Origin of the sequence: Streptomyces sp. R11 (genome assembly GCF_041051905.1) — a bacterium.
Taxonomy (GTDB): Bacteria; Actinomycetota; Actinomycetes; order Streptomycetales; family Streptomycetaceae; genus Streptomyces.
The window spans coordinates 4,409,939-4,432,798 of record NZ_CP163432.1 but is presented as its reverse complement, the minus strand read 5'-3'; the positions used below and the strand labels follow the sequence as shown (position 1 = coordinate 4,432,798).

The 22,860-nt window shown below is 70.8% G+C and carries 18 protein-coding genes, 4 tRNA genes, 1 other RNA gene and 1 pseudogene; 15 read left to right on the top strand and 9 right to left on the bottom strand.

Going from position 1 to position 22,860, the window contains the following annotated elements; translation table 11 throughout:
* Positions 1–305 precede the first annotated feature (305 nt).
* Positions 306–584 (top strand): annotated as a pseudogene (locus AB5J55_RS20220) (tyrosine-type recombinase/integrase); the annotation flags it as partial.
* A gap of 62 nt (positions 585–646) precedes the next feature.
* Here the strand turns inward: AB5J55_RS20220 and AB5J55_RS20215 are convergent.
* A tRNA-Ser gene (locus AB5J55_RS20215) sits at positions 647–734 on the bottom strand.
* Positions 735–807: 73 nt separating this feature from the next.
* On the opposite strand from AB5J55_RS20215, the gene ffs reads away from it, so the two are divergent.
* From ffs to AB5J55_RS20185, 6 genes are all read left to right on the top strand, one after another.
* Positions 808–902: signal recognition particle sRNA small type (ffs, locus tag AB5J55_RS20210), an RNA gene on the top strand.
* Between the two features lie 60 nt (positions 903–962).
* Entirely contained in the window at positions 963–3,326 is a 2,364-nt protein-coding gene (locus tag AB5J55_RS20205; RefSeq protein ID WP_369272032.1) for a DNA polymerase III subunit gamma and tau, read from the top strand.
* An 87-nt stretch (positions 3,327–3,413) separates the two neighbouring features.
* On the top strand, positions 3,414–4,667 hold the full coding sequence (purD, locus tag AB5J55_RS20200; protein WP_369272031.1) for a phosphoribosylamine--glycine ligase: 1,254 nt from the start codon (positions 3,414–3,416) through the stop codon (positions 4,665–4,667).
* Positions 4,668–5,035: 368 nt separating this feature from the next.
* A complete protein-coding gene (locus tag AB5J55_RS20195) occupies positions 5,036–7,180 on the top strand; it encodes a hypothetical protein (protein ID WP_369276239.1) in 2,145 nt (714 codons plus the stop codon).
* A 214-nt stretch (positions 7,181–7,394) separates the two neighbouring features.
* The gene (locus tag AB5J55_RS20190; RefSeq protein WP_369272030.1) at positions 7,395–8,885 is read left to right on the top strand and encodes a N,N-dimethylformamidase beta subunit family domain-containing protein; all 1,491 of its coding nucleotides are present in this window, start codon (positions 7,395–7,397) and stop codon (positions 8,883–8,885) included.
* A 125-nt stretch (positions 8,886–9,010) separates the two neighbouring features.
* Positions 9,011–9,910, top strand: a complete 900-nt coding sequence (locus AB5J55_RS20185) for a phosphoribosylaminoimidazolesuccinocarboxamide synthase (protein ID WP_369272029.1) — start codon at positions 9,011–9,013, stop codon at positions 9,908–9,910.
* Between the two features lie 40 nt (positions 9,911–9,950).
* Here AB5J55_RS20185 and AB5J55_RS20180 read toward each other — a convergent pair.
* From AB5J55_RS20180 to AB5J55_RS20145, 8 genes are all read right to left on the bottom strand, one after another.
* Positions 9,951–10,023 (bottom strand) — tRNA-Gly (locus AB5J55_RS20180).
* A gap of 22 nt (positions 10,024–10,045) precedes the next feature.
* Positions 10,046–10,696 (bottom strand): response regulator, encoded by a 651-nt coding sequence (locus AB5J55_RS20175; protein ID WP_369272028.1) that lies wholly within the window; start codon positions 10,694–10,696, stop codon positions 10,046–10,048.
* Positions 10,693–11,925 (bottom strand): sensor histidine kinase, encoded by a 1,233-nt coding sequence (locus tag AB5J55_RS20170; RefSeq protein ID WP_369272027.1) that lies wholly within the window; start codon positions 11,923–11,925, stop codon positions 10,693–10,695. Before AB5J55_RS20170 ends, AB5J55_RS20175 begins: the two co-directional genes overlap by 4 nt.
* A gap of 17 nt (positions 11,926–11,942) precedes the next feature.
* Positions 11,943–12,719 carry an ABC transporter permease gene (locus tag AB5J55_RS20165; RefSeq protein WP_369272026.1) on the bottom strand — a complete coding sequence of 259 codons (777 nt, stop codon included), beginning with the start codon at positions 12,717–12,719 and terminating at the stop codon, positions 11,943–11,945.
* Positions 12,716–13,675, bottom strand: a complete 960-nt coding sequence (locus tag AB5J55_RS20160) for an ABC transporter ATP-binding protein (protein ID WP_369272025.1) — start codon at positions 13,673–13,675, stop codon at positions 12,716–12,718. Before AB5J55_RS20160 ends, AB5J55_RS20165 begins: the two co-directional genes overlap by 4 nt.
* A 131-nt stretch (positions 13,676–13,806) precedes the next feature.
* Positions 13,807–13,879, bottom strand: a tRNA-Gly gene (locus tag AB5J55_RS20155).
* Positions 13,880–13,959: 80 nt separating this feature from the next.
* A tRNA-Gly gene (locus tag AB5J55_RS20150) sits at positions 13,960–14,031 on the bottom strand.
* 156 nt (positions 14,032–14,187) lie between these two features.
* Entirely contained in the window at positions 14,188–14,505 is a 318-nt protein-coding gene (locus AB5J55_RS20145; protein WP_148000186.1) for an Lsr2 family protein, read from the bottom strand.
* Positions 14,506–14,815: 310 nt separating this feature from the next.
* On the opposite strand from AB5J55_RS20145, the gene purS reads away from it, so the two are divergent.
* The 8 genes from purS to purF all read left to right on the top strand — a co-directional run bounded on the left by purS (position 14,816) and on the right by purF (position 22,844).
* Complete coding sequence (gene purS, locus AB5J55_RS20140) at positions 14,816–15,079, top strand: phosphoribosylformylglycinamidine synthase subunit PurS (RefSeq protein WP_015659417.1); 264 nt, start codon at positions 14,816–14,818, stop codon at positions 15,077–15,079.
* Positions 15,076–15,756: a phosphoribosylformylglycinamidine synthase subunit PurQ gene (gene purQ / locus AB5J55_RS20135; protein WP_369272024.1), complete on the top strand. Its 681-nt coding sequence runs from the start codon at positions 15,076–15,078 to the stop codon at positions 15,754–15,756. Before purS ends, purQ begins: the two co-directional genes overlap by 4 nt.
* Positions 15,753–18,011 (top strand): phosphoribosylformylglycinamidine synthase subunit PurL, encoded by a 2,259-nt coding sequence (purL, locus tag AB5J55_RS20130; RefSeq protein ID WP_369272023.1) that lies wholly within the window; start codon positions 15,753–15,755, stop codon positions 18,009–18,011. The genes purQ and purL overlap by 4 nt, the downstream gene beginning before the upstream one ends.
* A gap of 127 nt (positions 18,012–18,138) precedes the next feature.
* Entirely contained in the window at positions 18,139–18,639 is a 501-nt protein-coding gene (locus AB5J55_RS20125) for an ArsR/SmtB family transcription factor (protein ID WP_369272022.1), read from the top strand.
* A 62-nt stretch (positions 18,640–18,701) separates the two neighbouring features.
* Entirely contained in the window at positions 18,702–19,538 is an 837-nt protein-coding gene (locus AB5J55_RS20120; RefSeq protein ID WP_369272021.1) for a M23 family metallopeptidase, read from the top strand.
* Positions 19,539–19,548: 10 nt separating this feature from the next.
* Positions 19,549–20,346, top strand: coding sequence for a sterol carrier family protein (locus AB5J55_RS20115; protein ID WP_369272020.1), 798 nt, complete (start codon positions 19,549–19,551; stop codon positions 20,344–20,346).
* Positions 20,347–20,458: 112 nt separating this feature from the next.
* Positions 20,459–21,253 (top strand): META domain-containing protein, encoded by a 795-nt coding sequence (locus tag AB5J55_RS20110; RefSeq protein WP_369272019.1) that lies wholly within the window; start codon positions 20,459–20,461, stop codon positions 21,251–21,253.
* A gap of 61 nt (positions 21,254–21,314) precedes the next feature.
* Positions 21,315–22,844: an amidophosphoribosyltransferase gene (gene purF, locus AB5J55_RS20105; RefSeq protein WP_369272018.1), complete on the top strand. Its 1,530-nt coding sequence runs from the start codon at positions 21,315–21,317 to the stop codon at positions 22,842–22,844.
* Positions 22,845–22,860: the final 16 nt, after the last annotated feature.

Genomic DNA, 22,860 nt, shown 5'->3' with positions numbered 1-22,860 from the left:
TCGTCCATGGACCAGATAACGCCTGGATCTGTGACAGGCCAGGTGTCGCGGACGAGCGCAGAGCTCACTTCGGTGACCGCGCGCCAGCCCCCGATCGCCACCGTGCGGGTCTGCTCGAACTGCGACGGCTTTCAAGACCAGTCGGTTTCGCGGAGTTGAACGGGCTCTGACCTGCCGCTTCGCTGCACCGAGCCGTACCGTTCGCTCCTTGCTGGCCAGAGGATGGCCACAGAGCTCCGTGATCCAATGAACGATTGGTGGCGGATGTCATGTGACAACGAACCCTGAACACGTAGCCTCGATGCAACGACTGGAAGCGGCTGCTCGAAGACGCGAAGGTGCGGGACGGCCGGCTGCACGATGCGCGGCACACGGCCGCCACCGTTCTCATGCTGCTCGGTGTCCCAGCCCGCGTCATCGACCAGATCATGGGTTGGGAGCCGGGCACCTCCGCAAGCATGCGGGCTCGGTACCTCCACGTGCCGGACGCCATGCTCAAGGACGTGGCCCGGAAGATCGCCGAAGCCATCTGGGGACCCCCGGAACCACCCGCTGTGGACAAAAACCAGGACAACGAGGTCTGAGGACAACGCCGAAGGGCCCCACCTTGCAGTGGGGCCCTTCGACATCGTGCCCGGTGAGGCACTGGCGGAGGATACGAGATTCGAACTCGTGAGGGGTTGCCCCCAACACGCTTTCCAAGCGTGCGCCCTAGGCCTCTAGGCGAATCCTCCGCCGCAAACAATACAAGACGTTGAGGAGTGCTCGCGAACTCGTTCCCCACTGCTGACATCGGGTACTCTCTGGGAAGCCCCTCACGCGGCGCTATCTGACTGAACTCCCCCAGGGCCGGAAGGCAGCAAGGGTAGGTTGGCTCTGGCGGGTGCGTGGGGGGCCCTTGCGTTCCCGGGGCTTGGACCGCCGGGGCCGGGTTGTCAGTGGGCGCCTATAACCTCGTATGCGTGTCGTCTCTCGCGCTGTACCGCCGCTATCGCCCGGAGTCGTTCGCCGAGGTCATCGGGCAGGAGCATGTCACCGACCCGTTGCAGCAGGCGCTGCGGAACAACCGGGTCAATCACGCGTACCTGTTCAGCGGTCCGCGCGGTTGCGGCAAGACGACCAGCGCGCGGATCCTCGCGCGGTGTCTGAACTGTGAGCAGGGTCCTACGCCCACCCCCTGCGGCGAGTGCCAGTCCTGCCAGGACCTCGCCCGCAACGGCCCCGGGTCCATCGACGTCATCGAGATCGACGCCGCGTCGCACGGTGGTGTGGACGACGCCCGTGAGCTGCGGGAAAAGGCCTTCTTCGGACCGGCGAGCAGCCGCTACAAGATCTACATCATCGACGAGGCCCACATGGTCACGTCGGCCGGCTTCAACGCGCTGCTGAAGGTCGTCGAGGAGCCGCCGGAGCATCTGAAGTTCATCTTCGCCACCACCGAGCCCGAGAAGGTCATCGGGACCATCCGCTCGCGGACCCACCACTACCCCTTCCGCCTGGTCCCGCCGGGCACCCTGCGGGACTACCTCGGCGATGTGTGCGGCCGGGAGAACATCCCCGTCGAGGACGGCGTGCTGCCGCTCGTCGTGCGCGCGGGAGCGGGGTCCGTGCGTGACTCCATGTCCGTCATGGACCAGCTGCTCGCCGGAGCGAAGGAGGAGGGTGTGACGTATGCCATGGCCACCTCCCTGCTCGGGTACACGGACGGCTCGCTTCTCGACTCCGTCGTGGAGGCGTTCGCCACAGGCGACGGTGCCGCCGCCTTCGAGGTCGTGGACCGCATCATCGAGGGGGGCAACGATCCCCGGCGATTCGTCGCCGACCTGCTGGAGCGGCTGCGGGACCTCGTCATCCTCGCCGCCGTGCCGGACGCCACCGAGAAGGGGCTCATCGACGCCCCGGCCGATGTCCTGGAGCGCATGCAGGCCCAGGCCGGCATCTTCGGCGCCGCCGAACTGAGCCGCGCCGCCGACCTCGTCAACGACGGGCTGACCGAGATGCGGGGGGCCAACTCGCCCCGGCTGCAGCTCGAGCTGATCTGCGCGCGCGTGATGCTGCCCGCGGCGTACGGGGACGAGCGTTCCGTGATGGCCCGCCTCGACCGGCTGGAGCGGGGCGTCAACTTCTCCGCGGGCGGCGGCGCCGGCATGCCCGCGATGGGGTACGTGCCCGGCCCCGACGCCCACGCGGGAGCGGCCGCCGCGCCGGTTCCGCCGGGTGGCGGTCCCGCCGCGGCCCGGGCTGCCGTACGGGCGTCGGGAGGGCCGGGGCAGGCACCCGCGGCCGGTCCCGGTGCTCCGTCGAGCGGTACGGGTGGCATGGGCGGTACGGCCGCCCCGGACCCGGCGGGGCAGGGCGCGCCCACGGGGCAGACCCCGCCCGCACCCGCAGCCCCGAGCGAGGCGCCGCAGAGCGGCCCCCGACCCCAGCCCTCCCAGGCTCCGCCCACCCCTGAGCAGACACCCGCACCATCCACACCTACGCCCGCCCCGGCGGCCCCCGCCGCCGCCCCCGGCGCCTGGCCCACCGCGGCCCCCGCAGGCGGCGGCCGACGCCCCGGCGGCTGGCCCACGGCAACCCCCGCGGGCGGCGGCACGCAGCCCGCGGCCCCGGCGGGCGGCACCCCGGCCCCCTCGCCGCAGCAGCCCCCGGCGCCCACACCCGCACCCGCCCCCACCGCAGGCACGGGCCCCGCCCACACACCCCCGAGCAGCGGCGTCGACCCCCGCATGCTCTGGCCGAACATCCTGGAGGCGGTCAAGAACCGCCGCCGCTTCACCTGGATCCTGCTCAGCCAGAACGCCCAGGTGGCCGGCTTCGACGGCACCACCCTCCAACTCGGCTTCGTCAACGCGGGCGCGCGTGACAACTTCGCGAGCAGCGGCAGCGAGGACGTCCTGCGCCAGGCGCTGGCCGAGCAGTTCAACGTCCAGTGGAAGATCGAGGCCATCGTCGACCCGTCGGGGGGAGGCTCGGCTCCCCCGTCACCGGGCGGCTCCCCGGGCTTCGGCGGAGGAGGCGGCGGCTACGGCTCTGGCGGCGGCAACAGCGGCTACGGCGGTGGCGGCACGTCCGCCCAGCGCCCGGCCCCTCCCCAGCCCGCGCCCACGGCGCCCACCGCACCCCCGAAGGCCTCCGCGTCGACCGCCGCCCCGACCCCGGCGCCCGACCCCTCATACGCCCCGGAACCGCGTCCGCCGGTGAACATCGAGGACGACATCCCCGAGGACGACGACCCCGACCTCAACGAGTCGGCGCTCTCCGGCCGTGAACTGATCGTGCGGGAGCTGGGGGCGACCGTGGTGGAGGAGTTCACGAACGAGTAGCGGGGCACGGCGCCTTGGAGGAACGTACAGGTCACGAACCCCCGGCCCCTCGGCGCCCCGCACAAAAACCCCGTTAGGCTGACCCCCGTGAAGGTCCTCGTCATCGGAAGCGGCGCCCGCGAACACGCCCTGTGCCGCTCCCTGTCCCTCGACCCCGATGTCACCGCGCTGCACTGCGCCCCCGGCAACGCCGGCATCGCCGAGGTCGCCGAGCTGCACCGGGTCGACGCCCTGGACGGCACGGCCGTGTCCGCGCTGGCGGAACGGCTCGGTGCCGACCTCGTGGTCGTCGGGCCGGAGGCCCCGCTCGTCGCCGGGGTCGCCGACGCCGTCCGCGCGGCGGGCATCCCCGTCTTCGGTCCCTCCGGGGAGGCCGCGGAGATCGAGGGCTCCAAGGCGTTCGCCAAGGACGTGATGGCGGCGGCCGGCGTCCCGACCGCCCGTTCCTACGTCTGCACGACACCCGCCGAGGTCGACGAGGCGCTCGATGCCTTCGGCGCCCCCTACGTCGTCAAGGACGACGGCCTCGCCGCCGGCAAGGGCGTCGTCGTGACCGCCGACATCGAGGCGGCCAGGGCGCACGCGAACTCGTGTGAGCGCGTCGTCATCGAGGAGTACCTCGACGGTCCCGAGGTCTCCCTCTTCGCCATCACCGACGGCGAGACGGTGCTCCCGCTCCAGCCCGCCCAGGACTTCAAGCGGGCGCTCGACGGGGACGAGGGCCCGAACACCGGCGGCATGGGCGCGTACTCCCCGCTCCCGTGGGCCGACCCGAAGCTGGTCGACGAGGTCATGGAGACGGTCCTCCAGCCGACGGTCGACGAGATGCGCCGCCGCGGCACCCCGTTCTCCGGACTGCTCTACGCCGGTCTCGCGATCACCTCCCGCGGCGTACGGGTCATCGAGTTCAACGCCCGCTTCGGCGACCCCGAGACCCAGGTCGTCCTGGCCCGCCTGAAGACCCCGCTGGCCGGTGTCCTGCTGGGCGCCGCCAAGGGGGAACTCGCCAACCTGGAGCCCCTGCGCTGGAGCGACGACGCCGCGGTCACCGTGGTCGTCGCCTCGCACAACTACCCCGGCACCCCGCGCACCGGCGACCCGATCACCGGCCTCGACGAGGTGGCCGCCGAGGACGCTCCGCACGCGTACGTCCTGCACGCCGGTACCAAGCAGGACGGCGACTCGGTTCTCAGCGCCGGCGGCCGCGTCCTGTCCGTGACGGCCACCGGCAAGGACCTCACCGAGGCACGCGAGCGCGCGTACCGGGCCGTGGCCCGCATTCGGCTCGACGGCTCCCAGCACCGTACGGACATCGCGGCGAAGGCGGCGACGGGCGAATAGCCACCCCGAGCGCCCGACCCGATAAACCCCGAAGGCCCCGAATCCGTCTCACGATTCGGGGCCCGATCCATGCCGGGACCGGGGCCCGCCACCGTCCGGGACCAGGCCCCGCAAACTGCCGTGACCAGGGGCCTGATCATCGCTGTCCGTCATCCACCTTTCCCCAAAGCCATTCCATCGAGTGACCGATGCCCCATCCGGCTGACGTGGGCCGAAGCCCCAACTAGGGTGCGGCGCAAGCGTTCCGGCACTTGGCCCACCGGCATTGCGATGTCAGTGGTGGGTGCCACAGTGGGGGAGTGAGCAAAGCCAGGACAGTTCGGACAGCCAGGGCACCACGGAGGGGGTGAGGTCCGGCCGTGACCGGTATGGGTGTGGAGATGGGTGCGCAGGCCGCGCGTGCCCGGGCCCTCGCGGTGCTGCGCATCCGCAGCCGCGCGCTGGCCGTCGCCCTGCTGCCCGCGGCGGTCGCCGTGGTGCTGCTCGCCGGCGTCTCCACGGGCCACTTCGTCGGCCCGGGCTGGCATGCCGCCCGCTGGGTGGTCACCCCCGTCGCCGTCCTCGTTCTGCTCGCCGCCGCCGCGATCGCGCTGGTGGTCGCGCGCGCCCGCCCCGCCGTCAGTCCCACGGTCCCGATCGGCGAGGAGCAGGCCCCGGATCTGTACCGGCTGGTGCGCGACCTCGCCGACCGCCTCGACGTTCCCGCCCCGTCCGCGATAGCGCTCACACCGGACTGCGACAGCTGGCTGGAGGACCGCACCCACCCGTCCCACGGCCCGCCGCCCCCGGCGGAGGACCGCGACGAGGACGGTCTCAACGGCCTGCGCGGCGGAAGCTCGCGCGGCGTCCACCGCCGTACGCCTGCCGCGCCTGTCCTCGTCATCGGCTCCCCGTTCCTGTGGTGGATGAGGGTCGGCGAGCTGCGCGCGGTCCTCGCCCCGGTCGTCGCCGGTACGGGACCCTCGGCGCACCCGGACATAGCCCAGGCCCGGCGCTTCGTCCGGGGCCTGGACGCCGCCGTGGCCGTCGCCTCGACGCGCGGCCGTTGCCCGGGATCGCGGGCGGTGTGCGCGGGCATCGGCTGGGTCGCTCGGGTGCTGCTGCGCAGTTGCCGGGACCATGCGGCCGAGATGGAGCGGGGCGTGGCCGCCGCGGCCGCCGAGCGTGCACAGGCTGTGGATTACGGACTGCGGATCGTCGCGCAGGAACAGGTCGGACTGGCGTACGCGGGCTGGGACCGGCTGCTCACGCGGGTCGCGCTGCCCGCCTGGCGGATGGGCCGCTGGCCGTCCCGGCTGGACGCGGGCGTCGTCGCCGCGCTCACCGAACTCTCCCGCCGGGACCGTCTGGCCGAGGGTTTCGCCTCCCGGCTGGGCGAGCGCCCCGCCTGCGACCTGCTCGAAGAGCCCGGCACGGTCGACGAGGCCGCCTCACTCCTCGCCGCCCGCCTCTTCCACGGCGGCCCCGCCGAGCCCGGGCCCGACTGGTCCCCGGTGGGCTGGCAGGAGTACCCGGAGGAGGTCGTCGACCGCAAATGGCGCACCGACGCGGCCCGCCTCCACCGCGTCCTCGACGCCCTCGGCGTCCGCCGCACCACCGAGGGCCCGGAAACCGACGGCCCAACCCTGTCCCGAGTCCTGGACCACCTGACGACCCCGGGCCCCACCGCCACGTACCCCCACGACGCAGGCCACCCCGAGCCACCCGGCGTCCAAAACCGCACGACCCGCACGGAAGCCGGCTTCCGCCGACCCACGGACACGCCCGCCGGCACCGCCCCGACCTCCGACGCGTCTGCCGACCGTGATCGGAGGCCCGAGGCGGACGCCGCCACCATCGGTCGGTTTGCCGACGCGGACGACAGCCCCGACCGGGCTTCCGCTGCGTCTGCCGACCGCGCTGGGTACGCCGAGGCGGACGCCGGCTTCGGGCAGGTTGCCGACGCCCACGTCATCCCCACCCGGCCCCCCCACCCCCACCACAACCCCCAAACCCCCCAAACCCCCCTACGCCTCCATGGCCGACGACCACCCGACCGACGACCAGGAAACCGAGCGCAGCTCCGCTCTCGCCGCCGGCATCACCGCCGAGTTGGCCCGCGAGGAGGCCGCGACGCCGCCGGAGCGGACGGCGGCCCCGGACCCCGGTACGACTCTTCTGGACATCGGCGCGCTCCCCCTCTTCCCGCTGCAACCGCCCCGCACCTCACGCGAGTTGCTCACGGATCATGTGACGGCGATGGTGTGCTGCGCCGCGATGGACACCGCCGGTGCGGTGCCGGGGCTGGATTGGCTCGACGGCCCCACGCTCCTCATCAACGGCGAACGGGCCGCCGACCTGACCCCCGGAGTCCTCAGCCTCATCGAGGACGGCGACCCGGCTCCCCTGCGGGCCTGGCTGGTGGAGTCGGGGATACGCCCGGAGAAGCCGGTTCGCCTGGTCTGACGGCGGCCGTGCCCGCCGTACGCGGTCGGAACCCCCGGTTCCACTTTCGGCCAATTCGCAACGAATAGTGACAGGATGCGTGCGGAATGTGATGTGCTGGGACCGATAGCGCACATGGCAAGGGCTTACGACATACGACAGCCACAAAAAGCCCATGTCGCACGGCAGAAACCGCAAGTCATCGCAAGCAACCGCAAGCAACACAGGGCACTTGCAGCAGACGCGCACCACACCAAACGACGCTCGATGCACAACCACGGGGGAACGAGGGAGGGGTAGGGCATGGGGTCGGAGCAGATCCGCCGCTGGGAGTCGGGCGCACTCGCGCACGCCGTGACGGACCCCTTCGGTCAGGGCCCGGTCCCCTGGCTGCGCGGCAACGTGACGTATTTCGACGACACCGGCCAGGTCGTCCCCTGGTACGTCGACGGCCAGGCCCACCCACCGACGTCGGACACCCCGAGGGTCCCCGCACCCCGCAGCGCCGGCCCCCGCTCGGCCGACGACGTCCGCCGCCAGATCAAGGGCTTCATCTCCACCGGCGCGGTCGCCCCGGGCGAGGCCGTCGACTTCCACATCACCGTGGACCCGCCGCAGGAATTCGCCGTCGACATCTACCGCATCGGCCACTACGGCGGTGACGGCGCCGCGAAGATCACCACCAGCCCCCGCCTCTCCGGCATCGTCCAGCCGCCCCCGCTCACCGCCGACCGCACGGTCTCCTGCCACCACTGGTGGCTGTCCTGGCGCCTGCAGATCCCGTCGTACTGGAGCATCGGCGCGTATGTGGCCGTCCTGACCACCGCCGACGGCTACCGCTCCCACATCCCGTTCACGGTCCGCGACAACCACCCCGCGGACCTGCTCCTGCTCCTCCCCGACGTGACCTGGCAGGCGTACAACCTCTACCCCGAGGACGGCCGTATCGGCGCCAGCCTCTACCACGCGTGGGACGAGGACGGCCGGCTGCTCGGTGAGGCCGACGCCGCCACGACCGTCTCCTTCGACCGCCCGTACGCGGGCGCGGGTCTGCCCCTGCACGTCGGCCACGCCTACGACTTCATCCGCTGGGCCGAGCGCTACGGCTACGACATCGCCTACGCCGACGCCCGCGACCTGCACGCAGGACACGTCGACCCCACCCGTTACCGCGGCCTGGTCTTCCCCGGCCACGACGAGTACTGGTCGACGAACATGCGCCGCACCGTGGAGCTCGCCCGCGAGAACGGCACATCCCTCGTCTTCCTCTCCGCCAACTCCATGTACTGGCAGGTGGAGTTGGGCCCGTCGCCGTCCGGCGTCCCGGACCGCCTCCTCACCTGCCGCAAGCGCAAGGGCCCCGGCCGCTCGGTCCTCTGGCGCGAGATCGACCGCCCCGAACAGGAGGTGATCGGCATCCAGTACGCGGGCCAGGTCCCGGAGCCGCACCCCCTGATCGTCCGCAACGCCGACCACTGGCTGTGGGAGGCGACCGGTGCCCACGAGGGCGACGAGATCAAGGACATGGTCGCGGGCGAAGCCGACCGCTACTTCCCGCGCGCCCCGCTCCCCGAGCACGAGGAGCGCATCCTGCTCGCCCACTCCCCGTACACCGACCGCGAAGGCGCCCTGCGCCACCAGGAGACGTCCCTCTACCGCGCCACCTCCGGCGCCCTGGTCTTCGCGTCCGGAACGTTCGCGTGGTCCCCGGCACTGGACCGCCCGGGCCACGTCGACGCCCGAGTCCAGCGCGCCACCGCCAACCTCCTGGACCGCATCTGCAAGCGTGACTGAGCTCACCCAGCCCACCCCAGCCGCCACTCAGCACACCCCAGTCGCTCACCCAGCACACCCCCAGTCCAAGGTCAGCGACCCATACGGGACAATCGACCCGTTGGACAGAACCACGGGGAGGAACCGTGTCCGGATTCGTAGAAAAGCCCGAGCCGATTCAGGTTCCGGGCCTGGTGCACCTGCACACCGGCAAGGTGCGCGAGCTGTACCAGAACGAGGCCGGTGACCTCGTGATGGTCGCCAGCGACCGCATGTCCGCCTATGACTGGGTGCTGCCGACCGAGATCCCCGACAAGGGCCGCATCCTCACGCAGCTCTCCCTGTGGTGGTTCGACCAGCTGGCCGACCTGGTCCCCAACCACGTGCTGGGCACCGACGTGCCCGCGGGCGCCCCTGCCGACTGGGAGGGCCGCACGCTCGTCTGCAAGTCGCTCCAGATGGTCCCGGTGGAGGCCGTGGCCCGCGGCTACCTCACCGGCTCCGGCCTGGTGGAGTACAACGAGTCCCGCACGGTCTGCGGCCTCGCCCTCCCCGAGGGCCTCGTCGACGGCAGCGAACTCCCCGCCCCGATCTTCACCCCGGCGACCAAGGCCGCGGTCGGCGAGCACGACGAGAACGTCTCCTACGAGGAGGTCGCTCGCCAGGTCGGCCCCGACACCGCCGCCCAGCTGCGCCAGGCGACCCTCGCCGTCTACTCCCGCGGCCGGGACATCGCCCGCGACCGCGGCATCATCCTCGCGGACACCAAGTTCGAGTTCGGGTTCGACGGGGAGACGTTGATCATCGCCGACGAGGTCCTCACCCCGGACTCGTCCCGCTTCTGGCCGGCCGACCAGTGGGAGCCGGGCCGTGCGCAGCCGTCGTACGACAAGCAGTTCGTACGCGACTGGCTGACCTCGCCGGCCTCCGGCTGGGACCGCAAGAGCGAGCAGCCCCCGCCGCCGCTGCCGCAGGAGGTCGTGGACGCGACCCGCGCGAAGTACGTGGAGGCGTACGAGCGCTTGACGGGCATGAGCTGGGCGTAACGCGAAAGGCCCCCGGAGAACCGGGGGCCTTTCGAAACTGAGCGAACGACGAGGTTCGAACTCGCGACCTCAACCTTGGCAAGGTTGCGCTCTACCAACTGAGCTACGTTCGCATGCGCCGTGGCGCGAGAACCACTATACCCAACCCCGCTCCCGCGCGAGACGCACCGCCGCGTGCCGGTTTTCCGCCCCGAGCTTGGAGACGGCGGAGGACAGATAGTTCCGCACGGTCCCCTGCGACAGCGCGGCCCGCTCCGCGATCTCCGCGACGGGCGCGCCGTCGGCGGCGAGTTCCAGCACCTCGGCCTCCCGGGCGGTCAGCGGCGAGTCCCCGGCGGCGATGGCGTCGGCGGCCAACTCCGGGTCGACGTAGCGGTTTCCGGAGTACACGGTACGGATGATCTCCGCGAGCCGCTGGGCGCTGACGGTCTTCGGGACGAACCCGCGCACACCTGCCGCAAGGGCCCGTTTCAGATGCCCGGGGCGGCCGTGGCTGGTCACGATCAGCACCTGGCACCTGGGCAGTTCGGCTCGCAGCGATGTGGCGACCTTCACACCGTCCGCGCCGGGCATCTGGAGATCGAGGACGGCCACGTCCGGCTCGTGCGCCCGTGCCATCGCCAGCGCCTCCGGCCCGGTCGCCGCCTCGGCGACGATCACCAGGTCGTCCTCCAGGGAGAGCAGGGTGGCGAGCGCCCCCCGGATCAGATGCTCGTCGTCGGCGAGGAGCAGTCGTACGGGCCCTGCCGGGAGGCCGGACGTACGGTCGCTCCGCAGCTCGGTCATACGGCGACCTCCCGCACACCCGCCCCCGCCAGCGGCACCTCGGCCACCAGCCGGAACACCGCCTCGCCCACGTGACCGGCGTCCAGCGTCCCGTCCACCGCGGCCAGCCGCTCCCGCAGCCCGGCGAGCCCGGAGCCCCCACCCCCGTCGGAGGCTCCGGCAGCCCCGTCGTTCTCCACCGTCAACACCACGTGTCGCTCGCTCACCGTTACCCCCACCGAGCACTGCCCGGCATTCCCGTGCCGCAGCACGTTGGTGGTCGCCTCGCGGACCACCCAGGCCAGCGCCGACTGCACCTCGACGGGCAGCCCCGCCGTCCTGCCGGTCACCCGGCACTCGATCCCGGCTGCCTTCAACACCCCCTGCGCACCGGCCAGCTCGACCTCCAGGTCGACCTCCCGATAACCGCGTACGACGTCCCGCACCTCGCGCTGCGACTCGCCCGCGATCCGCTGCACCTCGATCATCTGCTCCACGGCCTCGGGCCGCCCGCGCCGCGCGAGCTGCACGGCGAGTTCGCTCTTCAGGGCGATCACCGACAGATTCCGCCCCATGACGTCGTGCAGATCCCGCCCGAACCGCAGCCGCTCCTCGGCGACGGCGAGCCGGGCCCGGGTCTCGCGGGCCTCGTCGAGTTCGTAGACGGCGTTGAGGAGCCAGACGGAGAAACCGGAGGTGAGGGCCAGGATTCCGCAGGCGATGAAGACCGCGACCGTCGCGCCCAGCGCCGCCGGGACCGGGGAGCCGAGCGGGAGGGCCACGAGTCCGGTGGCAACCGCGGTTCCCGCGACGACCGCGAACACGCGCCGCCTGCTGCCGACGCCGAGCGTGATGGTGCCGACCGTGAAGGCCAGCGTGCCGCCGAGGACCGTGCCCACCGCGGTGTCGACATCCTCGCCGTCCGGGCCGTACCGCACGATGAGGGTGGTGGCGACGACGACCGCCAGGGCGACGGCGACGAGCCCCGCCATCGACCGCAGCGGCTGCTCACGGCGGCCGCACGTCCAGTCGAGGGCCCGTGAGGCGGTGAAGGCACAGGCCACGGCGTGCACGCACACCATCAGAAGCAGCCAGCGCGCGATCCCGGGCTCGGACATCGTCGAGCCGACGGCGGGCAGACCGAGCGTGGCGACCTCGATCACCGCGAAGAAGTGGAACGACCACCGTGTGTACGTCTCCACCTTCGCCGGTGTGCTCTTGCCCCGCCACCACGTTCCCGGCCCGCGCATGCGCCGTCCCCCCTGCCTCAGTGCCGTGGCTCCCATCGGAACCACCGTCGCACAGCCAACACGCCCAGGACCGTCCAGGCCAGCCCGGTCAGCACGGGACCGATCGCCTCGTACGCCGACAGGTCGCCGGTCCAGCCACCCCGCAGCAGAGTGATCACCGGAGTCAGCGGCAGGAACTCGCACACCGACGCCACCCGGTCCGGCAGCACCTCGAGGGGCACGAACATCCCGGAGAAGATCATGGAGAGGAACACCACGGGCAGCGTCGTGACCTGCGCACTCTCGACGCTGCGGGTGAAGGACGCCGTCACGGCGCCCAGCGACGCGCACAGCACGACCCCCAACAGCAGGCCCAGTACGGCGAGATGGGGAGCAGACGGCGCGCCCACGTCGAGCAGGACGGCGCAGCCGACCGCCAGCACCAGGCTCTGCGCGACGCCCGTGACCACGGCCGGCAGCGCGGCACCGGCCAGGATCTCCGTGTCCTTGAGCTCGCCGGTGCGCAGCCGTTTGAGGACGAGTTCCTCGCGCCGGGCGGTGTAGACGGAGACGAGCGTGGCGTACACCGCGTAGAGCAGTGAGAAGCCGATCGAGGCGGGCAGGACGACCGTGCCGAGGGACAGGCCGGCCTCCGCCAGATCCATCCCCTTCGCCGCCTCCCGCACGCTGAAGGGCAGCAGCAGCGGCACGAACAGCGCCGCGAACAGCGTGCCCCTGCTGCGTCCGAGCAGCGTCACCTCCGCGCGGGCCAACGCCGTCATGCGTCCCAACGGGGTGGTCATCGCCGTGCTCATGCCGCGTACTCCTTCTTCTCGGCGGCGCAGGCCGCCTCCCGCGCGATCCCCAGGAACGCCTCCTCCAGCGACGCCGGCCGTACGTCCAGCCGCCGCAGCTCCACCCCTGCCGCGTCCGCCCACACCAGGAGCCGGGTCGCGGTGCGCTGCAGCTCGTGGGTGCGCAGCCGTACGACGCGGCCGTCGATCTCGTGCTCGCGCACGCCCATGTCGTCGAGGGGTGGCAGGTCTCCCACGAAGTAGCCCTGAGGCAGCTCGAAGGAGATCCGCGAGGGCTGGGCCGCCGTCACCTCGGCCGGTGTCCCGGCGGCGGCGATGCGTCCCTCGTGCAGGATCGCGATGCGGTCCGCGAGGTTCTCGGCCTCTTCGAGGTAGTGCGTGGTCAGCAGCACGGTCGTGCCGGCGTCGCGCAGCTCCCGCACCAACTCCCAGGTGTCCCGGCGCCCTTCGGCGTCGAGCCCGGTCGTCGGCTCGTCCAGGAACAGCACCTCGGGCCTGCCGAGCAGGGCGAGTGCCAGGTCCAGCCGCCGCCGTTCACCGCCGGACAGCTGCTTCACCCGCACCCCGGCCCGCCGCCCGAGCCCGACCATGCCCAGGGCCTCGGCCTCGGGCATGGCCCCGCTCACGCACCCGGCCCACATCCGGGCGGTCTCGGCGACGGTCAGCTCGGACGGAAAGCCGCCCTCCTGCAACATCACCCCGGTCCGCGGTCGTACGACGTCCCGCTCGGCGTGGGGATCGTGCCCGAGCACCCGCACCCGCCCCGCGGCGGGCCGGGCGAGCCCTTCGAGCAGCTCGACGGTGGACGTCTTGCCCGCGCCATTGGTGCCGAGCAGTGCGAAGACCTCGCCGCGGTCCACGGAGAACGTGATGCCGCGCACCGCCTCGAACCCGCCCCCGTACACACGACGCAGGTCAGTGACCTCAATCACGTGTTCGTGTTCGTTGATGTTCATGACACCAGCGTCCCGGCGATCCGAGGCCGGAAGCAGTGCGCGCTGTCATCACTCCGCATGACAAATGTCAGGGGGATGCGCGCCGGATAACGAAAAGACCCCGGTCCATCAGGACCGGGGTCTCATTCCCGAGCGGACGACGAGGCTCGAACTCGCGACCTCAACCTTGGCAAGGTTGCGCTCTACCAACTGAGCTACGTCCGCATTGCCCCCGACCGGCTCTCACCGATCGGTGCGAGCACCAGCCTACCTGATCCACTTCCGTGGTTCGGACGGCGGTGCAGAGCGGGTGACAGGAATTGCACACTGCGCCTTCCCCCTGGAAGGGGGATGTTCTACTACTGAACTACACCCGCATGCTCGGCGAGCTGGGCTTTTCTGCCCCGCCCGGCGGCGTGTCCCAGACATTAGCTGATCAGCAGGGGGGTAGCGCAAGTCGGTTGTCGCACCGGCTCAAGTCGGCCGTCCTCAGGGTGCGCTGACGGACCCTGAGGACAGGTCCTCGGAGCACCTCACTGGGCCGAGGCGAACGCCTCGTAGACCTTCTTGGGGATGCGGCCGCGGGCCGGCACCTCCATCTTGTTGGCCTGGGCCCAGGCCCGGACGGCCGCCGGGTCGGGGGCGACCTCGGTCTGCTTGTACGCCTTGCCTGACTTCGACCGCTTGCGGCCGGCGTCCACGTAGGGCGCGAGCGCCTTACGCAGTTTCTTGGCATTGGCTTCATTCAGGTCGATCTCGTACGACTTGCCGTCGAGTCCGAAGGCGATCGTTTCCGCCGCTTCCGAGCCGTCGATGTCGTCAAAGAGAGTGACCACGACCTTCTGCGCCACGAATATCGGTCCCTTCGTCCGGCATGTCATACACCTCAGCTGGGATGACGTGCCGAGTGTCGGCTATTTGCCAATTCATTTGTACAGTGCCCGGCAATGCAATGTGAAGCCCGACTAAATCTGTCCGCGTGTCCGAGCGCAATACCTATCTGCGGCTGATCGGGGATCTTTCCCGTAACTTTTCGTGAACGCCCCCCTCCGGTACCTCATCGTGATGGCTGTCACGTAGCTTCCTACAACTCTACTCGCGTAGAAATTTTGTGCGGGTAGTCTGAAGGAACCTGCTCAGCACCACACACCGGGAGTGCCAGTGGCACGCGTCGTAGTCGACGTCATGCTCAAGCCGGAGATCCTCGACCCCCAGGGCCAGGCGGTGCAGCGCGCACTGCCGCGGCTGGGATTCGAAGGCATCTCGGACGTACGTCAGGGAAAGCGATTCGAACTGGAAGTTGACGGGCCGGTCGATGAGGCCGCGCTCGCGCGCATCCACGATCTTGCGGAATCCTTCCTCGCCAACACCGTGATCGAGGACTTCACCGTCAAGGTGGAGGAAGTCGCGGAGGCAGCGAAGTGACCGCTCGTATTGGCGTCGTCACTTTCCCGGGGAGTCTCGATGACCGGGACACTCAGCGCGCGATCCGCCTCGCAGGCGCAGAACCGGTCGCACTCTGGCACAAGGACAAGGACCTCAAGCAGGTCGACGCCGTGGTGCTGCCCGGCGGTTTCTCCTACGGCGACTATCTGCGCGCCGGAGCCATCTCCCGGTTCTCGCCGGTGATGGAGACCGTCATCGAGCAGGCGAAGACCGGACTGCCGGTCCTAGGTATCTGCAACGGCTTCCAGGTCCTCACCGAGGCGCACCTGCTGCCCGGCGGCATGCTCGGCAACGACCATCTGCACTTCATCTGCCGCGACCAGAAGCTGCGGGTGGAGAACGCGGAAACTGCCTGGACCAGTGATTACGAGAGCGGGCAGGAGATCCACATCCCGCTCAAGAACATGGACGGCCGGTACGTCGCCGACCAGTACACGCTGGACAAGCTGGAGGCCGAGGGCCGGGTCGCGTTCCGCTACCTGGACTTCAACCCGAACGGCTCGCTCAACGACATCGCCGGCATCACCAATGAGGCCGGGAACGTCGTAGGCCTCATGCCGCACCCGGAGCACGCCGTCGAGCCCCTGATCGGGTCGGGCCGCACCGACGGTCTCCCCTTCTTCACCTCGATCCTCAAGAAGCTGGTCAACGCATGAGCCGGACGCCTCTGGACACGGTCGAGCACGCGGCCGCGACCCCCGACGTCGAGCTGCCCTGGGCCGAACTCGGCCTGAAGAAGGACGAGTACGAGAGGGTCGTGGAGATCCTCGGCCGTCGGCCCACCGGTGCCGAGCTCGCCATGTACTCGGTCATGTGGTCCGAGCACTGCTCGTACAAGTCCTCCAAGGTCCACCTCCGCCAGTTCGGCGAGAAGGCCCCCGAGTCCGACGCGATGCTCGTCGGCATCGGCGAGAACGCCGGTGTCGTGGACGTCGGCCAGGGTTACGCCGTGACCTTCAAGGTCGAGTCGCACAACCACCCGTCGTACGTCGAGCCCTACCAGGGCGCCGCGACCGGTGTCGGCGGCATCGTCCGCGACATCATCGCGATGGGCGCGCGCCCGGTGGCGGTCGTCGACCCGCTGCGCTTCGGTGCCGCCGATCACCCCGACACCAAGCGGGTGCTCCCGGGTGTCGTCGCGGGCATCGGCGGCTACGGCAACTGCCTGGGCCTGCCCAACATCGGCGGCGAGGTCGTCTTCGACTCCTGCTACCAGGGAAACCCGCTGGTCAACGCCGGTGCCATCGGTGTGATGCGGCACGAGGACATTCACCTGGCGAAGGCGTCCGGCGCGGGCAACAAGGTCATCCTGTACGGGGCTCGCACGGGCGGCGACGGCATCGGCGGCGCGTCGATCCTCGCGTCCGAGACCTTCGACGACGCCAAGCCGTCGAAGCGCCCTGCCGTCCAGGTCGGCGACCCCTTCCAGGAGAAGCTGCTCATCGAGTGCACCCTGGAGGCCTTCGCCGAGAAGCTGGTCGTCGGCATCCAGGACCTCGGCGCGGCGGGCCTGTCCTGCGCCACCTCCGAGCTGGCCTCGAACGGCTCCGGCGGTATGCGCGTCACCCTGGACGACGTACCCCTGCGCGACTCCACGCTCTCGCCCGAGGAAATCCTCATGAGCGAGTCGCAGGAGCGCATGTGCGCGGTCGTCGAGCCGGAGAAGGTCGACCGGTTCCTGGAGATCTGCGAGAAGTGGGACGTCATCGCCACCGTCATCGGTGAGGTGACCGACGGCGACCGCCTGGAGATCTACTGGCACGGCGGCAAGATCGTCGACGTCGACCCGCGCACCGTGGCGCACGAGGGCCCGGTCTACGAGCGCCCGTACGCCCGCCCGTCCTGGCAGGACGAGCTGCAGGCCGACGACGCGAACAAGCTGCCCAGGCCCACGACTTCGGCCGAGCTGAAGGACCAGGTCATCAAGCTGGTCGGCTCCCCGAACCAGGCCTCCAAGAAGTGGATCACCTCGCAGTACGACCACTTCGTGCAGGGCAACACCGTCCTTGCCCAGCCCGAGGACTCCGGCATGATCCGCATCGACGAGGAGACCGGCCTCGGCGTCGCCATCGCCACGGACGGCAACGGCCGGTACGCGAAGCTGGACCCGTACCACGGTGCCCAGCTGGCGCTGGCGGAGGCGTACCGCAACGTCGCCACGACCGGCGCCAAGCCGCTCGCGGTCTCCGACTGCCTGAACTTCGGCTCGCCGGAGGACCCGGCGGTGATGTGGCAGTTCGCGGAGGCCGTGCGCGGACTGGCGGACGCCTGCCAGCAGTTGGGCACTCCGGTGACCGGCGGCAACGTCTCGCTCTACAACCAGACCGGCGAGGTCGCCATCCACCCCACGCCGGTCGTGGCGGTCCTCGGCGTGATCGACGATGTCGCGCGGCGCACGCCGGTCGCCTTCCAGGAGGACGGGCAGCTGCTCTACCTCCTCGGCGACACCCGTGAGGAGTTCGGCGGTTCGGCCTGGTCGCAGGTCGTGCACGACCACCTCGGTGGTCTGCCGCCCCAGGTCGACCTGGAGCGCGAGCGGCTGCTCGCCGAGATCCTGATCTCCGCCTCCCGGGACGGCATGATCGACTCCGCGCACGACCTGTCCGACGGCGGTCTGATCCAGGCGGTCGTGGAGTCGGCGATGCTCGGCGGCAAGGGCGCGCGTCTGGTCGTACCGGACGGGCTCGACGCCTTCACCTTCCTCTTCTCCGAGTCGGCGGGACGTGCGGTCGTCGCCGTGCCGCGCTCCGAGGAGCTCCGCTTCAACGACATGTGCGGTGCGCGGGGCCTGCCGGTCACCCGCATCGGCGTCGTGGACGGCGACTCGGTGGAGCTGCAGGGCGAGTTCGCGCTCTCCCTGGAGGAGCTGCGCGAGACGCACGAGGCGACGATTCCGGCGCTGCTGAAGTAGACGAGGGGCCTACGGCTCCGAAGCCCCCGTCCGGTCACCGGGCGGGGGCTTCGTCGTACCGCCTCCGCCTCCCGGGCACCCGCATCGAAGGCTTGCACGTAATTACGTAGTTCCGTAATATTGCACCGTGGAACTGGAACAACGCGTCGCCGACCTCGAGCGACGGCTGGCAGCGCTGGAAAGCGCGCAGCAGACCGCCCCCCGTATCGGCGAGGGCGACTTCTGGGCGCTGCAGGGCTTCAAGGAGCAGCTGGCCGAGCTGGGCGCGGCCGACGGCGGGGTGCTGTTCACCGGTGCGGTACGGCTGCCGACCGGGGAGCACTACGAGTGGCAGCACGGCGCGCTGACCGAGGGGCTGCTGGACGCCGAGTGGACCGAGGCCGCCGAGTCCTTCGCGGCCCTCGGTCACCCGGTCCGGCTCCGGCTGCTCCGCGAGGTCATCGCCGGCCGCCGCACCGCGGCCGAACTGGCCGAACTGGACGAGGTCGGCACGACCGGCCAGATCTACCACCACCTGCGCCAGCTCACAGGCGCGGGCTGGCTGCACACGACCGGCCGGGGCCGATACGAGGTGCCGCCGGGGCGGGTCGTACCACTGCTGGTGGCGCTGTCGGCGGCCCGTCCGTAACGAGGACCGAAGCGAGGACCCGACCAAGGGCCGAAACAGGGGCCGACCCAGAGGGGGTAACGATGTCCGCACGCAAGCTCGCCATGGTGGCCTTCCGCGGCCTCCAGTTGGCCTTCATCGGCCTGGTGATCGCCCACATCTGCTTCGGCTGGGGCTACCCGTTCTGGTGGGACTTCCTGCCGCTGGTCCTCGCTTACGTCCTCGTCACCGTCGCCAACCGCTGGGGCGGCGCCCCGGACAGCGCGCGCCGGGCCCCGGAACCTCTAGAGGTCGCCCCACCGGTCACCGGCCGCTGGTCCGCGCTGAACAGCCCGGCCGACCGCACCCCGAGCCACGGCGTCCACGCCCACGGGCAGACGTACGCCATCGACATCCTGGCCGAGCCGGAACCCGGTGCCCGCCCCGGCTTCCACTGGCTGTGGCCGATCGCCCGGCGCCCCCAGGACTTCCCGGCCTTCGAGGCACCGATCCTCGCGGTCGCCGACGCCACGGTCGTGCGGGCCGTCGACGGGCAGCGCGATCACCTGAGCCGCAACTCGCTCGCGGGCCTGCTGTACCTGATGCTGATCGAGGGCTCGCTGCGCGAGATGGCGGGCCTTCGCCGCATCCTCGGCAACCACCTGATCCTGGACCTCGGCGACGGCACGTATGCGGCCTACGCCCACCTGCGGCGCGGCTCGCTCGCCGCTCGGGAGGGCGACCGGGTGCACGCCGGGCAGGTCATCGCCCGCTGCGGGAACTCGGGCAACTCCTCGGAGCCGCACCTCCACTTCCAGCTGATGGACGGCCCGGACCCGGACAGTGCCCGTGGTGTGCCCTTCCGCTGGCGCGGCGTCGGGGTGCCGCGCAACCAGGAGGTGTTCGAGGCGGTCCGCCCGGTTGTCGGTGCCGACGGCTAATCTCGCGACCATGCCCCCGGCCAAGAAGCGCGCCCGCACCTACGACCCCGCCAAGATCCGCACCGCGGTCCTCACCCAGTTCGGGCACGTGGGCGAGGCCGTACGCACCCTCACCCCCGGGCAACTCGCCCTGCCCACCCGCCTGGAGGGCTGGACCGTACGGGACCTGGCGGCGCACGTGACCATGGCCGTGCGAGACGTGAGCCGCAGCCTCGACCGGGACGAGCCCGCGAAAGCCGACCTCACCCTCCTGGACTGGCCCTTCGCCACCGCGGCCCGCGCCGGCGACATCAACGACGGCACCCGCGATCTCGCCGCCGCCAACGCCGACCTGGCCGCCCTCTACGCCCGCACCGAGGAACACCTCAGGCAGAGGCTGGCGGACGCCCCCGGCGACCGGCTCCTCGCAGCCCGCACCGGTGCGATACCCCTCGCCGACTACCTGGTCACCCGCACCGTCGAACTCGTCGTCCACTCCGACGACCTGAACGCCGCCGTCCCCGGCCTCGACATCCCGTACGACCGTCAGGCCCTCGCCGCCTGCACCCGCCTCCTCGCCGACGCGCTCTCCGTGAAGGCGCCCGGCGGGTCGACCGAGGTGCGGATCCCGCCGTACGCCGTGGTGCAGTGCGTGGAGGGGCCGAGGCACACCCGCGGCACGCCGCCGAACGTCGTCGAGACCGATCCGCTGACCTGGTTCCGGCTGGCGACCGGGCGGGTGGCCTGGGATTCGGCCGTCGCGGAGGCCAAGGTGCGTGCGAGCGGGGAGCGGGCGGATCTGGGCGGGTTGCTGCCGCTCATGGGGTGAGGCGGGAGCGGCGACAGGCCGGTCGCGGCAGACGGAAGGCGGGACTCGGCCGGCATGCCCCCGTCCGGCCTCACAAGCGGAACCAGTCTCGCGCCCCTCCCGTCCCACCGGCATGAACACACTCGGCACACTCGGTACGGACAAGAAGCGACTGGCCGCCGTCGCCGCGCTGACCCTCCTCCCGCTCGCCGTGGCCTGCGGCAGCGAGGACGCCGGCAGTGACACGGTCGGCTCCGGGGCGTCGGCCTCCGTCACCGGCGCGCACTGGTCCGTCGACGAGGTCACCGTCGACGGAAAGAAGAGCGCCGCCCCGAGCAACGCCTATGTGCGCATCGCCGACGGCGGCGCGGTCAAGGGCAACCTGGGCTGCAACAACTTCGGCGCCGACGCCGCCTTCACCGACAGCAAGGTCACCTTCGACAAGATGCAGGCGACCGAGATGGCCTGCGAGGGCGTCCCCCCGAACTTCGAGGTGAGCCTCGCGCGCACCCTCTCCGACGGCAACCTCACCGCCGAGGTCGACGGCGACAAGCTCACCCTCACCACGGCGGACGGTGACCGCGTCGCCCTCACCAAGGAGAAGGCGGCCCCGCTGGAGGGCACGAAGTGGGCCATCACCAGCCCCGACACCGACGGCAAGGCCCATCTCACGTTCGACGAGAAGACCGGCCTGGTCAACGGCAGCCTCGGCTGCAACAAGGTGAGGGCCGAGGCGACGGTCCGCGACGGCAGTATCACGCTCGGCACGGCGTCCACCACGCGAATGATGTGCGACACCTCACTCATGAATACGGAGAAGACCCTCCTGGGCCTCTTCGACGGCACGGTGAAGTACCGAGTGGATCACCGCACCCTCGTGCTGACCAGCGAAAACGGCGAGCGCGTCAACGCGTCCGCCGCTGAGTGATCCTTTACTGGCGCGTATCCCCAATTCGGACCAGTGGTCGATCTCGCCTACACTCGGAGCCGTGCCACGTGGTGACGGTCGACTCAATCACGATCTGCTTCCCGGCGAGAAAGGCCCCCAGGACGCTTGCGGCGTCTTCGGTGTCTGGGCCCCGGGTGAAGAGGTCGCAAAGCTCACGTACTTCGGGCTCTACGCCCTCCAGCATCGGGGCCAGGAATCCGCGGGAATCGCGGTCAGCAACGGCTCCCAGATCCTCGTCTTCAAGGACATGGGCCTGGTCTCCCAGGTCTTCGACGAGACCTCTCTCGGATCGCTCCAGGGTCACATCGCAGTGGGCCACGCCCGCTACTCGACCACCGGTGCCTCCGTGTGGGAGAACGCCCAGCCGACATTCCGCGCCACCGCGCACGGCTCCATCGCGCTCGGCCACAACGGCAACCTGGTCAACACGGCCCAGCTCGCCGAGATGGTCGCCGACCTGCCCAAGCAGGAGGGTGGCCGCACCCCGCGCGTCGCGGCCACCAACGACACCGACCTGCTCACCGCGCTGCTCGCGGCCCAGGTCGACGAGGACGGCAAGCCGCTGACCATCGAGGAGGCCGCCCACACGGTCCTTCCGCAGGTCAAGGGCGCCTTCAGCCTCGTCTTCATGGACGAGAACACCCTGTACGCGGCCCGCGACCCGCAGGGCATCCGCCCGCTGGTCCTCGGCCGCCTGGAGCGCGGCTGGGTCGTCGCCTCCGAGTCCGCCGCCCTCGACATCTGCGGCGCCAGCTACGTCCGTGAGGTCGAGCCGGGCGAGTTCATCGCCATCGACGAGAACGGCCTGCGCACCTCGCGATTCGCGGAAGCAAAGCCCAAGGGCTGTGTCTTCGAGTACGTGTACCTGGCCCGGCCGGACACCGACATCGCCGGCCGGAACGTGTACCTCTCCCGAGTGGAGATGGGCCGCAAGCTCGCGAAGGAAGCCCCGGTCGACGCCGACCTGGTCATAGCGACCCCGGAATCCGGCACCCCGGCCGCCATCGGCTACGCGGAGGCGAGCGGCATCCCGTTCGGTGCGGGTCTCGTGAAGAACGCGTACGTCGGACGTACGTTCATCCAGCCCTCGCAGACCATCCGCCAGCTCGGCATCCGTCTGAAGCTGAACCCGCTGAAGGAAGTCATCAAGGGCAAGCGCCTGGTGGTCGTCGACGACTCCATCGTGCGCGGCAACACCCAGCGGGCCCTGGTCCGCATGCTCCGCGAGGCGGGAGCGGCCGAGGTCCACATCCGGATCTCCTCTCCCCCCGTGAAGTGGCCCTGCTTCTTCGGCATCGACTTCGCCACCCGCGCCGAGCTCATCGCCAACGGCATGACGATCGACGAGATCGGCACCTCGCTCGGCGCCGACTCCCTCTCGTACATCTCCATCGACGGCATGATCGAGGCGACCACCATCGCCAAGCCGAACCTCTGCCGCGCCTGCTTCGACGGCGAGTACCCGATGGACCTCCCGGACCCCGAGCTGCTCGGCAAGCAGCTGCTGGAGACGGAGCTGGCCGCCGGCCCGGCCGCCACGGCCGCGTCCGACGCGATCCGCCGCCCGTAAGCGGCCCGTAACACCT

Bases quoted from the DNA above. Each gene is read 5' to 3' on its own strand.
- AB5J55_RS20195 (WP_369276239.1), top strand. From the start codon at position 5,036: ATGGGTGTGGAGATGGGTGCGCAGGCCGCGCGTGCCCGGGCCCTCGCG.
- AB5J55_RS20190 (WP_369272030.1), top strand. From the start codon at position 7,395: ATGGGGTCGGAGCAGATCCGCCGCTGGGAGTCGGGCGCACTCGCGCAC.
- AB5J55_RS20175 (WP_369272028.1), bottom strand. From the start codon at position 10,696: ATGACCGAGCTGCGGAGCGACCGTACGTCCGGCCTCCCGGCAGGGCCC.
- AB5J55_RS20170 (WP_369272027.1), bottom strand. From the start codon at position 11,925: ATGCGCGGGCCGGGAACGTGGTGGCGGGGCAAGAGCACACCGGCGAAG.
- AB5J55_RS20165 (WP_369272026.1), bottom strand. From the start codon at position 12,719: ATGAGCACGGCGATGACCACCCCGTTGGGACGCATGACGGCGTTGGCC.
- AB5J55_RS20160 (WP_369272025.1), bottom strand. From the start codon at position 13,675: ATGAACATCAACGAACACGAACACGTGATTGAGGTCACTGACCTGCGT.
- purL (WP_369272023.1), top strand. From the start codon at position 15,753: ATGAGCCGGACGCCTCTGGACACGGTCGAGCACGCGGCCGCGACCCCC.
- AB5J55_RS20120 (WP_369272021.1), top strand. From the start codon at position 18,702: ATGTCCGCACGCAAGCTCGCCATGGTGGCCTTCCGCGGCCTCCAGTTG.
- AB5J55_RS20115 (WP_369272020.1), top strand. From the start codon at position 19,549: ATGCCCCCGGCCAAGAAGCGCGCCCGCACCTACGACCCCGCCAAGATC.
- AB5J55_RS20110 (WP_369272019.1), top strand. From the start codon at position 20,459: ATGAACACACTCGGCACACTCGGTACGGACAAGAAGCGACTGGCCGCC.